Annotated in this window: 11 protein-coding genes; all 11 read left to right on the top strand. The window is 68.3% G+C overall.

The features are described 5' to 3' along the window. Positions 1-344: 344 nt before the first annotated feature. Positions 345-6,662, top strand: a complete 6,318-nt coding sequence (locus ACIRPX_RS43185; RefSeq protein ID WP_404205612.1) for a DNRLRE domain-containing protein — start codon at positions 345-347, stop codon at positions 6,660-6,662. 75 nt (positions 6,663-6,737) lie between these two features. Continuing rightward, the gene (locus ACIRPX_RS43180; RefSeq protein ID WP_404205611.1) at positions 6,738-7,025 is read left to right on the top strand and encodes a hypothetical protein; all 288 of its coding nucleotides are present in this window, start codon (positions 6,738-6,740) and stop codon (positions 7,023-7,025) included. 909 nt (positions 7,026-7,934) lie between these two features. Continuing rightward, positions 7,935-8,765: an IS5 family transposase gene (locus tag ACIRPX_RS43175; RefSeq protein ID WP_404205610.1), complete on the top strand. Its 831-nt coding sequence runs from the start codon at positions 7,935-7,937 to the stop codon at positions 8,763-8,765. Further along, positions 8,762-9,184, top strand: a complete 423-nt coding sequence (locus ACIRPX_RS43170; RefSeq protein WP_404205609.1) for a hypothetical protein — start codon at positions 8,762-8,764, stop codon at positions 9,182-9,184. Before ACIRPX_RS43175 ends, ACIRPX_RS43170 begins: the two co-directional genes overlap by 4 nt. A gap of 89 nt (positions 9,185-9,273) precedes the next feature. Continuing rightward, the gene (locus ACIRPX_RS43165; protein ID WP_404205608.1) at positions 9,274-9,543 is read left to right on the top strand and encodes a hypothetical protein; all 270 of its coding nucleotides are present in this window, start codon (positions 9,274-9,276) and stop codon (positions 9,541-9,543) included. Further along, entirely contained in the window at positions 9,540-9,998 is a 459-nt protein-coding gene (locus tag ACIRPX_RS43160; RefSeq protein ID WP_404205607.1) for a hypothetical protein, read from the top strand. Before ACIRPX_RS43165 ends, ACIRPX_RS43160 begins: the two co-directional genes overlap by 4 nt. A 50-nt stretch (positions 9,999-10,048) precedes the next feature. Continuing rightward, entirely contained in the window at positions 10,049-10,468 is a 420-nt protein-coding gene (locus ACIRPX_RS43155; RefSeq protein ID WP_404205606.1) for a hypothetical protein, read from the top strand. A 71-nt stretch (positions 10,469-10,539) separates the two neighbouring features. Further along, positions 10,540-10,845, top strand: a complete 306-nt coding sequence (locus ACIRPX_RS43150) for a hypothetical protein (RefSeq protein WP_404205605.1) — start codon at positions 10,540-10,542, stop codon at positions 10,843-10,845. A gap of 11 nt (positions 10,846-10,856) precedes the next feature. Beyond that, positions 10,857-11,165 carry a hypothetical protein gene (locus ACIRPX_RS43145; RefSeq protein ID WP_404205604.1) on the top strand — a complete coding sequence of 103 codons (309 nt, stop codon included), beginning with the start codon at positions 10,857-10,859 and terminating at the stop codon, positions 11,163-11,165. A gap of 322 nt (positions 11,166-11,487) precedes the next feature. After that, a complete protein-coding gene (locus tag ACIRPX_RS43140; RefSeq protein ID WP_404205634.1) occupies positions 11,488-11,949 on the top strand; it encodes a transposase family protein in 462 nt (153 codons plus the stop codon). 157 nt (positions 11,950-12,106) lie between these two features. Beyond that, complete coding sequence (locus tag ACIRPX_RS43135; RefSeq protein WP_404205603.1) at positions 12,107-13,552, top strand: NF041680 family putative transposase; 1,446 nt, start codon at positions 12,107-12,109, stop codon at positions 13,550-13,552. The last annotated feature ends 106 nt before the right edge of the window (positions 13,553-13,658 follow it).

The raw sequence follows: 13,658 nt of genomic DNA, 5'->3' as shown, positions 1-13,658 counted from the left end.
TGCTTGAGACGCAGACTCCGGCAGGGACCGCACATGCGATTGACTCTGCGACGCCCGTCAGGAGATCGGTGCTCGGCTTCATGGGTCGTCTTCGGGATCAGCATCGTCTCCTGCCTACGGTGGGCGACGTGTACCACCCTCTCCAACTCCGTCCGGACTTGGCATATCCGCCCCAGCGTGCGACTCCGTGCTCGCCCCGATGCGGACGTCTTTTCGGTAACTATCTGGCGAATGACGGCGACTTTACTGCGCTTTGGATGACTTTGCTGTTTTTTTGTCCGAGGTACTTTCGCGGGCGGCATCACGCCGGTGATGCGAGTGAAAGAGCGGAGTGAAGAATCAGCATGGTGCACAAGCCTGCGTGGTACAAACGCAGACATACCTGGTCAGAGACGAGCGTTCGCTGGATAGCGGGCAGCCTGTCGCTGGCCCTCGCCGTCACGCTGCTGGACAGCGCGTACACCGCTGCCGCTCCCCTGCCGCAGAACACCAAGGCCCCGAAGAGGGCGGCTGCCACCCAGGCTGCGGACATTCCGTCCGCGCGGGTCGCCGCCCGGCTGTCGGGCAAGCGGGTGGAGGCGCTGTCCGAACGCACGGAGACCTCCACGACTTGGGCGAACAAGGACGGATCCCTCACCACCGAACTCACCGCCGGACCCGTCCGGTTCAAGGACAAGGCCACGGGCGCCTGGCGCGAAGTGGACCTCGGTCTTGTCCGGGAAGCGGATGGAGCGGTCGAGCCGAAGGCCCATCCGCGCGGACTGCGCCTGGCCGGCAAGTCCGGGACTCTCGCGACGTCACTGAAGGCGGCGGGCAAGGCCAAGGCGACCGATCTGGTGACGCTCGGCGAGGGCGACCGGCAGATCACCCTGCAGTGGAAGGGCGGCCTGCCGAAGCCGAAGCTGGACGGGACACGGGCAAAGTACGTCGACGCCGTTCCCGGTGCGGACGTCGTCGTCGAGGCCACGAGGACCGGCTTTGAGCAGTACGTCGACATCAAGCAGCGTCCGGACTCGGACGGCTATTCCTACACGCTGCCGCTGAGGGCCAAGGGGCTGAAGGCGAAGCAACTGTCGGACGGCAGCGTGCTGTTCACCGACAAGAAGAACAAGAAGCGGTCCGTGATGCCCGCCCCGGTGATGTGGGACGCCACCATCGACAAGCGGTCGGGCGAGCACACCCACAAGGCCAAGGTCGGCCTGAAGGTGGTGCAGAAAGGTTCCTCCATCGACCTGGTGGTGACCCCGGACGCGAAGTTCCTCGCCGACCCGGACACCATGTACCCGGTCACCGTCGACCCTTCCACCGCCTCGCTGTCGAACGTCTTCGACACCTATGTCCAGCAGGGCGAGACCGTCGACTGGTCCACCGACACCGAGTTGGACCTGGGCAATCCGGGCACGAAGAACGCGGACGGCACACCGCGCACAGCGCGGTCCTTCATCACGTGGGACACCACACCGATCCAGGATGTGCTGGTCCTGGACGCGAAGCTGTCGTTGTGGAACTTCCACTCCGCCAACACCGACTGCAAGGCCTACCCGTGGGAGGTGTGGTCCGCCGGGGCGGCTTCGACCTCTTCGCGCTGGACCGCGCAGCCGTCGTGGATCGCGAAGAAGGCCACCTCTACCGAGACGACCGGCAACCCGGGCTGTTCCACCCAGCCGGACGGCTGGATCAACTCGGACGTGACCACGCTGGTGCAGGAGTGGGCCTCCGCGAAGGCCACCCGCAGCCACCTGGGCCTGCGGGCCAGTGACGAGTCAGTGGTGGCGCAGTGGAAGCGGGTGAACTCCGCCAACGCCGCCTCCAACCCGCCGAAGCTGGTGGTGAACTACAACTACCGGCCGCGTACCGGCACCAGGCAGGAGGCCGGCCCGCCGTACTTCTCCTACGGCGGCGACTACGTGGTGAACACCAGCACGCCGACGCTGCGGGACACCTTCGTCGACGCCGACGGTGACAGCGTCAACGGCACCTTCGAGATCCGGGATTCGGCTACCGACACACAGGTCGGTAACTACCTGGTGTCTGCGTGGGTGGCGTCCGGGCAGGTCGCCTCGGTGACCGTGCCGTCCGGGCTGCTGAGCGACGGCAAGACATACAAGTTCCGCACGTCACCGTACGACGGTACGCACTACAACCTCGGCTGGTCGGCGTGGAAGACGTTCACCGTCGACACCAAGGCACCGGCCGCCCCGGCGAAGATCGTCTCTACGGACTACCCGACGGGCCAGTGGGTCAAGGGCGCGGGCCAGGCCGGCACCTTCACCGTCACTCCGCCCGCCTCCGACCACAACTGGCTGGAGTGGTCCCTGGACGGCGTGACCTGGACGAAGGTGCCGACCGGCGGCTCCGCCGCCGATGTCGCCATCAGCGTCACCCCGCCCAAGGACGGCACCCAGACCCTGCTGGTGCGGTCGGTGGACAAGGCGGACAATTCATCCGATCCGGCCGAGTACACCTTCCACGCGGGCCCCGGGGGATTCGTCCAGCCCGCTGACGGCGAGCGCACCGCCCGCCGCCTGCCGCTGGTCGCCGAGGCGGACGCGAGCAAGTACGACAGCGTCTCCTTCTCCTGGCGCCGCTCGGACGCCGACTCCTGGGTCACCGTCCCGGCCGGTGACGTCACCTCCGGGGGCACTCCGCTCACCGCCTGGCCGGTACCGCTGACCGGCGGCAAGAACGCCCCCCTGGTGTGGAACACCACGGATACGGTCGACCCGGACGGCTCGATTCAGATCAGGGCGGACTTCACCGGATCCGGCGGAGCGACCGGCGCGACGCAGCCGCTGCCGGCGGTGGTCGACCGCAACGCCGACGGAGCCTCCGCCACCGAGGCCGGGCCCGGCTCCCTGAACCTCCTGACCGGCGACTACACGCTGTCCGGCACCGATGTCTCCCTGTTCGACATGACGGTCACCCGGGCCTCCTCGTCCCGCTCGCCCCAGGCCGGTGCGGCCCAGGACGGCCAGGCACCGATCTTCGGCAAGGAGTGGGTGAGCGGAACGGCGGCCCAGGCCGTCCAGTCCGACTACTCCGAACTGCGCAAGACCTCGCCGACCTCGCTCGACGTGGTGTCGACCGACGGGGAGACGACCTCCTTCACCGCCGACGCGGCCCAGACCGGCTGGGTTCCCGAGCCCGGCGCCGAGGACCTGACGCTGAAGGGGAACTTCGGCAGCGGGGACTTCACCCTCTCCGGCAGCGACGGCACGGTGACCATCTTCAGCAAGGTGGACTCCGCCGCCGAGGCCTGGACGGTCTCCCGGTCGCTGGTCGACGGACAGGCGCACTCCACCACCGAGGTGGTCTCCGAAGCCGTCACCGTGGGCGGAAAGGTGCTCGCGCGGCCCAAGCACGTCATCGCCGCCACCAGCGCGGTGAGCGTGGGCGCCTGTGAGGCCGACCCGGCCACCCCGGGATGCCGCGTGCTGGAGTTCGTCTACGCCACCTCGACGACCGCGACGGCCGACACCTTCGGCGATGTGCAGGACCAGGTCTCCGAGATCCGTGTGTGGGCCACGTCTCCCGGAGCCACGGCCTCGACCGCGACAACCGTGGCGAAGTACTCCTACGACGCCGACGGACGCCTGCGCGAGACCTGGGACCCGCGGATCTCCCCGGCCCTGAAGACGACGTACGCCTATGACACCGCTGGCCGGGTGACGGCGATGACGCCCCCCGGACAGCTGCCCTGGACGTTCGTCTACGGCAAGGTCGGCTCCGACCCGGTGTCCGGCGACGGCATGCTGCTCACGGTGTCCCGTCCCACGCTGACGCCCGGCTCCGCCGACCAGATCGACGGCAACACCGCGGCGACCTCCGTGGTCTACGGCGTCCCGCTCACCGGGACCAAGGCACCGCAGCCCATGGGGTCCGGCGACGTCCAGGCTTGGGGACAGCTCGATGCCCCCACGGACGCCACCGCGGTCTTCCCCGTGGGCTCCACCCCCGCCTCGCACTACGGCGACGACCTGACCGGCGGCAGCTACGGGCGGGCCATGGTGCACTACCTGGACGCCTCGGCGCGCGAGGTGAACACACTGGACCCGGCCAAGAACGTCACCACGACCGAGTACGACCAGTTCGGCAACGCGGTGCGGGACCTGTCCGCGGCGAACCGGGCCCTGGCTCTGGGCACCACCGACGCCGACAAGGCCGAACTGGCCGACCTCGGCATCGCCGCCCTGCCGGCAGCGGAACGTGCCGAACTGCTCTCCAACCGCAGTACCTACAACGCCGACGGCACACGCGAACTGGAGGTCCTCAGCCCGCTGCAGCGCGCCGTCCTCGAACACGACCTGAAGGACGGCACGACAACAGTCGCGGCCGCTGGTGACGAGACTGTCGCCCGCCACCGCACGGTGAACGAGTACGACGGCGGCCGCCCCACCGACGGCACGGCATCCGTGTCCGACAAGGTCACCAAGCGGACGGAGGGCGGACAGCCCCGCAACTGGCCGACGCTGCTTGCCGACGCCCGGATCACCCAGACCGTCTACGACTGGCAGATCGGAAAGCCCACCAGCACCATCCAGGACCCCGGCGGTCTGGCCATCACCGAGAAGGCCACCTACGACAGCGGCGGACGGCAGATCACGCGCAGCCTCGCCGGCTCCGCCGGCTCCGACGCGGGCACCACGATCACCGACTACTACACCGGTGACGGCACCGGCGTGTGCGGTGCCCGGCCGGAGTGGGCCGACGAGGTGTGCCGCACCCGGCCCGCCGCGGCCATCACCGGGGGCGGCTCCAACCCCACGGAGCTGGTGACCACCACGGCGGAGTACAGCCGCTGGGGCGACACCGCCAAGCTCACGGAGACCGCGAACGGCAGCACCAGGGTCAAGACCACCGACTACGACAGCGCCGGCCGCGCGACCAAGGTCACCGTCAGCGGGGGCGTCGGAACGGCTGTTCCCACGGTCACCACGACCTTCGCCCCGGACAGCGGCAAGGTGGACAGCATCACGTCCACCGACGGCGGCACGATCACCAAGGCCTACGACAAGCTCGGCCGGCTCATCTCCTACTCCGACGCCGACGGCGGTGTGACCACCAGCCAGTACGACGCTCAGGGCCGACCGGTTCTCGTCAGCGACAACGTGCCGTCGAGCACGTCATACGCCTACGACACGGCGACCGATCCGCGTGACCTGCCCACGTCCATCACGGACTCCGTGGCGGGCGAGTTCACCGTCGGCTACGACGCCGACGGACATGTCCGGTCCCAGACCCTGCCCGGCGGCTACACACTGCGGCAGACCGTCAACCCGGTCGGCATGATCACGCAGCGCACCTACACCCGCGACAGCGACGGCGCGGTCCTCCTCTCCGAATCCATCACCCCGACCGTCCACGGACAGCGGTCGCGCTACACCGGTTCGTCGGGGCAGACCTCCAACCAGAATTACGGCTACGACAAGGCCGGCCGGCTGGTGAAGGCCGAAGACGACACCATCGACGCCATCTGCGTCACGCGCGCCTACACCTTCGACGACAACTCCAACCGGACGTCCTCGGCCACCTCGGCCGCCGACCCCGGGCAGAAGTGCACCGCCAGCGGCGCGACCACGGTCGGCCACACCTACGACAGCGCCGACCGGCTGGTCGACTCCGGCTACGCCTACGACGCCTTCGGCCGCACGACCACGGCTGCGGGTACGACGCTCGGGTACTACGCCAACGACCTGGTCCGCCGGCAGACCGCCGGTAACCTGCGCCAGACGTGGACGCTCGACGCGCAGCTGCGCTTCCGTGGCTGGACCGTGGAATCCAACGCCTCGGGAAGCTGGGCACAGACCCAGTCCAAGGTCAACCACTACGGCTCCGAAGCGGACAGCCCGCGCTGGGTCGTAGAGGACACCGCGACCGGGGCCCTGACCCGCAACGTGAACGGCTTCGACGGACAGCTGGTGGCCACCACCGGCAAGACCGGCGGCACCGTTTTGCAACTCGTCAACCTGCACGGCGACGTGGTCATGCAGCTGCCCGCCGACCCCGGGCAGGCCCCCACCGTGCTGAACACCGACGAGTACGGGAAACCCACCGGGGGCCCGAGCACCGTCCGCTACGGCTGGGACGGCGGCATGCACCGCTCCAGTGAGACCGTCACCGGCCTCACCCTCATGGGCGTCCGCCTGTACAACCCGGCGACCGGCCGCTTCCTGACCACCGATCCGGTGCCGGGCGGCAGCTGCAACGCGTACGACTACGCCTGCGCCGACCCCGTCAACAGCGACGACATCACCGGCTGCGCCACCTGCCGCATCCCCAAGTACGCCTGGACGGGCCGGAGCTTCACCAAGGTCCTGCGCACCACCCGCTGGAGCTACGGCAGCTGGTACAACTACAACTACCACTGGATCTGGGACGTGGTCAGCGGTGACTACGGCCCACTGCCCATCACCGCATGGAAGCGGCAGTACCGGTACCGCAAGCAGTACGTCTTCAAATGCAAGGTCGTGGCCTGGTACGGCTGGGGCAGGCAGAAGATTCTCGCCACGTTCGAGACCCGCTGGCAGTACTCCTACCGCGACCGCACCACCTACCGGATCGCGTGGACCAACATCAGGTGGACCCGCACCGGAGGCTGGAGCTGGACCAGGACATCCATGACCTACGTCTCCAGCTACCACATCGTGTACACACACGGCTGATCCAGCCCTGACCCTCACCGACCGCTCGGGCCGGTCCGGTGCGCCGGACCGGCCCGCTACACAGACAGAAATCACATGCTGATCGCAGTCGTCGTCTTTGGAATCGCAGTCTTCTGCCTCACTCTCTGGGCCTCCTTGACCGTTGCCCGGATGCGGCACATCCCCGCATGGCGCAGATACCTCCCGCTGACCCTCTTCGCCGTCGCGGCCGCAGCAAGCCTCCTGCGAGCCATCGACATCCCCCAGATCGCCAACGCCATCGCCTTCCCCCTCAACCTGGCGGCTCTCCTCCTGTCACTGCGGGAAATCCGACAGCAACGGCACACCACACACACGGAACAACGGCCGGGAGCCACGGCATAGTGGCCGCACGCAGGCCGGAACCGCACAGGCGACCGACAATGTGATGTCCGGCTCGCCGCACCGGCCGACCCCGAGGCCCCGAGCGCGGCCTTCGTGACCTGCTCGCTAGCGGTGCGCCAACCAGGCAGGTCAGCGCACCCGAGAAGGATGCCGAAGACACCAATCGGCCTCGACCATGGGCCTCGCCGCGCCGACGACGAGCGGTCCGGGCCCGACCACGGACCCGACCATGGAGGTCACAGCGTTGCGCCAGACCGTCCGGCAAGAGCGTGCGCAATCAGCCGTCGATGATTTGGGCCGGGTCTCGCTCAGGTCTGGCTATCTGTGGAAGGCGAAGGCAGTGCCGGACGGTGCGGAAGCGCTGGTGAGCGTGAATCGGTAAGAGGGGAGGGGGGTCCGGGCGTGGCGGCGCAGTCGGTAGAAGGCCTGGTGGTTGTCGCGGGGGTCGGCGTTGTCGGTGATGGTGGCTGCCTGCCAGTAGACGGCTGCTGCTGCTCCACAGCGGCTACCACGGCAGCCTGACCCGCTACCCCAGCACCTACAGCAACCGCCCCGACGTGTCCGTCTACCCGCTGTCCACCGCCGCCGGGAACGACCCGTCACCGAAGACGGCCGCGACGCTCACCGCCGTCCTGCGCGCCTGCGCCGACCACGTCGCCCACCGCGACGACCTGCCCCTGATCCTGGACGCCTCCAGGCTGCGCAAGACACCCGGACTCCTGCGGTTCCTCAACTGGGCCGCCGCACAGGCCGCCGTCCGACGCCGTCCGCTGTCAGGCCCAGTCGCAGGCCGCCGACCGCGACCTGAGAGTGCGGGATGTGGCGTTCCGTCGGTCTTGTCATCGCTCGATGGTGTGACGTTGGGGCATCGCTGCCGGTCAGGCGTTCGGGGTCCGCTTGAGTTGTGGCATGAGCATGCGCAAGCCGTACCCGAGCGATCTCACCGATGAGCAGTGGGAGCTCGTGGAACCTGTGATCGCGGCGTGGAAGGCCCGGCATCCGTCGGTCAGCGGGCATCAGGGGAAGTACGCGATGCGGGAGATCGTGAACGCGATCCTCTACCAGAATCGCACGGGCTGTCAGTGGGAGTTCCTGCCGCACGACATGCCCCCGCCCGGAGCGGTGAAGTACTACTTCTACCTCTGGCGCGACGAGGGCACCGACCAGGACATTCACGATCTGCTGCGCTGGCAGCTGCGGGAGAAGCGGAAGCGATTAGCCGACCCGAGTCTGGTGGTCCTGGACACGCAGAGCATCCACGTGGCCGTCGGAGTCCCGGCCACGACGACGGGCCGGGACGCCGCGAAAAGGGTGCCGGGCAGGAAGAGATGCCTGGCCGTGGACGTATTGGGCCTCGTTATCGACTGCGTCGTCCTGCCCGCCTCCGCACACGAGAACACCGCCGGCATCGCCCTGCTGAACGGTGTCGCCGAGCAGTGCGACACGGTGACCAAGGCCCTGGTCGACCAGGGCTTCAAGAAGAAGGTCGTCGAGCACGGCAAGAACGTGGGCATCGACGTCGAGATCGTCGAGCGCAACCCGGACGACAAGGGCTTCGTCCCGCAGGCCAAGCGGTGGATCGTGGAGCAGACGAACGGGATCCTGATGTTCTACCGCCGTCTCGTACGCGACTACGAACACCGGCCCGACTCCTCCCGCTCCCGCGTCTTCTGGGCGATGACCTCCGTCATGAGCCGCCGCCTCACCGGAGCCACCATCGCCTCCTTCAGGACCGCATGAGCGAGAACCCCCAGGTCAAAGACATCCTGGAACACATCGAAACCCACGAGCGCGAACTGGCCGACCAGGCCGGGGAGTTGAGGGCCCGCATCGAAGAACTCACCCGGCAGCTCGGCGAACTCGACGCGGAGAGCGAGAACCTGCGCATTACCCGCAAGACCCTCCTCACTCTCCCCCTGCCCTCACCCGCCGCCGAACCGGAGGCGCCCGACATCCCGGACCACCCCGCCTACCAGCAGATACTCACCGCCCTGGCCGACGCGGGCCGGTCGATGCGCGCCCGCGACCTCTGCCAGGCCCTCGACCTGCCGATCCTTCCGAAGAACACCGAAGGCATCCGCTCCAAACTGAAACGCCTGGTCAGCCGGGGCATCCTCATCGAACCCGAACCCGGCTTGTTCGCCCGCCCCGACGCCTGAGGGCCACCCCCCACCCGCGACCAGCGGTCCTTCCCCAACCTCAACCACGAAACGGACAAGAGCTCACGTTCCGTACTCTGACAGCCGCCGTGGCCCTGTGGTGGACCATCGCGCGCCTGTTCACCGCCCACCCGCATCCCGTACTGATGCTGGCGCTGGCCGACTACTACGGCTCGCTCGCCCGCCACATCCACGTACTCGCGTGGCAGGGCCCCTACTGCTGCGAACGCGCCGCCGAGGAGCGGGCGCGCGCAAACAAGTTCCGGTGCGAGGCCACCTCTCTGCGTGCCCAGCAGCAGCGCGGCCGCGCCCGCCGCCGAAGTGCCCAGGGATACCCGACTACGAAGGAGAAGGTGTGATCATGCGCTGGCTGATGACGCTGGGCGAGCGCACTCGCCCCGACACTCCCACGTACGCCGAGCGCCCCGGCCCGCGCGAGGCGCGCGCGATCGCCCTGGCCGACGACTGCGGTCAGCTCTTCCCCATCCTCCAGGCATGGCGGGGCGGTCTCGGGCACGAACTGACCGCATGGGCCGCACAGGTCGACGCGGACAACGTCGCAAACCTCCCCCAGGAGATCACCGGCGCCTGGGACCCTGCCCTGCGGCTCGACACCATGCCGGGCGGCTACGTGAAGGTGTCCGACTACCACGACCACCAGCCGCGGTACTGGAACTGCGCCAGCGGTTCCGCTTCCTGGCCATTCCCTCAATCGGGATCTACCTACATGGCTCCCGCAACCGCCGCGCGCAGACCGTTACCGGACCAACCAGACAGCCGACACCCTCACACTAGCGATCAAGATTGCCACTAGGTACAAACGCACCTTACGCTGTCCTGGACATCACCAGGAGGAGCCCGAGCATGCCGCCCACGCCCCGCCGCCAACAAAAACCGTACATCAGCCCCCACGCGTGGGCGCAGTTCATCGACACCGTCGCCCCCCTCGAGCTCACCGGCCCCCGCGCCCTCGAGATCGCATTGGACTCCTACGCCCGCGACCTCATTCCCACCGCGGCGATCGAGGACATCGACGCCGGCGGAGGCCGCAAGCAGGTCAACATGCGCATCAGTGGGGCCGTCTGGCAGCGCGCGGACGAGAAAAGGCAGCACCAGGGCCGCTACGCCAATATGGCCACCCTCGTGAGCAAGCTGATCGGTGCCATAACGCAGGGGCGCCTGTCCATCACCATGACCGTCACGCCGAACCTGGCAGACGCTGGCGCCGCAACCCTCCAACCCGAAGCCCAGAGCGGCATCACCCCGTCGCCTCTCGCCGCCTGACCCGACCGCCACGAAGGGACCGGCCACCTATGACCACCGCATCCATCGGGCACCACGGGACAGTCCCCCCCATGCCCGAACGCAACCCCAAAGCCCTCCGCGCAGCCATCGCCCAGCACGCACCAAAACTCCTTGTCGACTTCGACCGGCACTGGCGCCGGGACATCGCAGACGCCTACGACCTCGCGCCCGTCCCCGCCTTCATGGCCCGCTGGTGGGGTGAATACGCCCTGGCCCGAAACCCCCAACTTGAGGCACACGTTCACGGCCTGGAGGACCAAGCGGCCGAAGAACCCGACTTCGCCCGCGCCAAAGTCATGATCGAAGAAGCCGGACGGCTCCGCCGCGAAGCGGCAAAAGCGGAACCAGGCCAGTGACGGACAACTTCATGGGCCCACCCTGGCAAGCCGACTGGACCGAAGAAGCCACAAGCAACTACAACGCACTGCCGCCCCAGGCCCGCACCATGGTCGAGGCCGCCCGCGCCGAACTCGTCATCGCAAAAGACCCGTACTTTCGGGGCATCGACACCGACCGCGACCTGCCAACCGGCATGAGCGTCGAACCCGTCCAGTCCACCCGCCCCAGCGGTGAACACGTCCTCTACTTCGACCACGGCCGCGGATGGCTCCGGTACCACTTCGCACCCCGCACCGCGGATCCACAGATCGTCATCGACGAATGCTTCTGGCAGTAGACGAACCCCCGCCACACCACCCGCGCCCCCGCCAACGCTGACGCCGACCGGCGGGAGCGTTGCCGCACCCGCACGCGCATGCCGCCATCACCCCAGCCGCCCCGCCGCAGGACGTCGACACTAGGCACGCGCCCACCGCGCAGCGATCACGTTCATCAGCAAGGCCCACAGTTCCTGATCCTGGGCTGTCGCCGTTCCGTGAACCGTGGTTCTGGATCACTTTCCGTGCCGCAGCCACGGAGGGTCACCACAACCGCGATCATGAACGGCCGTGGGTGATGTGTTCCTCCAGGACCTGTGGTTCCACCAGGTCGAAGGTGTAATGATCGAAAACGCAGTGGTCGACGGCGAGTTGGTGGTCGTGCGGGCCCGCGCATCGGCCGATCGGGCCGCGTGTCCCGCCTGCGGGACGACATCGGGCCGAGTGCACAGCCGATACGTACGCCGCCTCGCCGACACGGCAGTAGCCGGGCGTCCAGTGATGATCGAGTTACAGGTCCGGCGGTTCCGCTGCCGCAACCGTGGAGAGCCCGTTGCGTTGAGAGGCGCACGGCGGGTTCGGCGAGAAGTCCGGGGAAACGGACCGGGAGAGATCCCAGCACCGCGCCCCGGGCTTACTCAGCGGATGGCAGTTTACGATCGTGACGTTGCGTCAGGCTCGTTGGAACGTCCCGCCCTCGTTCCCCGGGAGCCCGATGTGTCCCTCCAGCCTCACTCCGGAGCCGAGATCCCGCCGCTGACCGCCCGGGTTGCCCGTGCGGCCAACCCTGATAGGGCTCTTTGAATCTCGTCAGAGTCGCTCTTCCCGTCACTTAGCTTGACGTTTAACCTCGCGGGTCACTCGTCCTGCTGACCTGCGGTTCTTCACGGGACAGCGGAGACGGCCGTTCTCCACGCTTCGAGATGTCGAGTCACAAAGCACGAGAGAACGGCCGCTGCCCATGAGTCTGCCTGTCGGGGTGCCCGGAATCGAGGCGTTGGGTCTGTTGTCCCGCTTTCGGGTCGAGTTCTACGAGTGTCTCTACAAGCGGGCGGACGCGCTCTTCGAGCTCACCGACGCGGTGCTGTGCGCGGACGGGCCGGTGAAGACCCTGGTCGAGCTCTCCTTGGCGGTCGAGCACCGGCGCGGGCACGGTGCGCTGTACGCGGCCCTGGACCGTGGATGGCTGGAGCCGACACGGTTGCGCCGCGCGCTGGCGGGCCTGCCGCTGCCGAAGGCGGCCGACGGGCGGATCGTGCTCGCCGTGGACGTGTCGCACTGGCTGCGACCCGACGCTCCCACCAGCGGCGACCGGCTCTTCTGTCATGTCTACGGACGCGGCGACCGCAGCTCGGACCAGTTGGTGCCCGGCTGGCCCTACTCCTTCGTCGCGGCCCTGGAGTCCGGCCGCACCTCCTGGGTCGCTCTCCTGGACGCGGTCCGCCTGGGCCCGGCCGACGACGCGACGACCGTCACTGCCGACCAACTCCACGATGTCGTCAGGCGGTTGACGAGTGCAGGGCACTGGAGGCCGGGCGACCCGGACATCCTGATCGTGATGGACTCCGGCTACGACGTCGCCTACCTGACCCACGCTCTCGCCAACCTGCCCGTCGTACTGGTCGGGCGCCTGCGCTCGGACCGGGTCATGCTCCGCGACCCCGGCCCCGCCCGGTCGGCTCCCCGGGGCGGGCGCCCCCGCCGGCATGGCGGCGTCCTCACGTTCAAGAAGCCCGACAGCTGGCACGAGCCCGACGTCACGACCGCCACGGACACCACCCGCTACGGCACGGCCAGAGCGACGGCCTGGAACCGGATGCACCCCCGGCTCACTCACCGCGGCCCCTGGCTGAACCACGTCAAAGAAGAACTCCCCATCCTGCACGGCACGTTGATCCAACTGAAGGTCGAGCGCCTGCCCGGTGACCGTGACCCGAAACCGGTCTGGCTGTGGTGCTCGGCCACCGCCGCCGCACCGGCGGAGGTGGACCTCTGGTGGCAGTCCTTCCTCCGCCGCTTCGACTTGGAGCACACCTTCCGGCTGATGAAACAGACCCTGGGCTGGACCGCCCCGAAGGTCAGGAACCCCGACACGGCCGACCTGTGGACCTGGCTGATCATCGCCGCCCACACCCAGCTCCGCCTCGCCCGGCCCCTCGCCGAGGACCTCCGCCGTCCCTGGGAACGGCCCGCAGAACCCCGCCGCCTCACCCCCGCCCGGGTCCGCCGGGGGTTTCGCAACGTCCGCGCGACAGCAGCCCGCCCAGCAAGCGCGCCGAAACCGTCCCGACCAGGCCCCGGACGGCCTCCCGGCTCGAAAAACAAACAACGGGCCAGGCGCCACGACGTCGGCAAGACCGTCAAACGCGCCGAATCGATCAAGGAACACCAAACCCAGCGAGGTTAAACGCCAAGCTTAGAAGCTGTTGTCTTTTCGATCTTGAGAGATGCGCGTCGAACGGGAGTCCCGATCGGGTGGTCGCGGGGCGCTGGGCGCATACGAACAGGGCCTC

The organism is Streptomyces sp. NPDC101225 (assembly GCF_044767585.1).
GTDB lineage: Bacteria > Actinomycetota > Actinomycetes > Streptomycetales > Streptomycetaceae > Streptomyces.
This window is presented reverse-complemented; position numbering and strand designations above follow the sequence as displayed.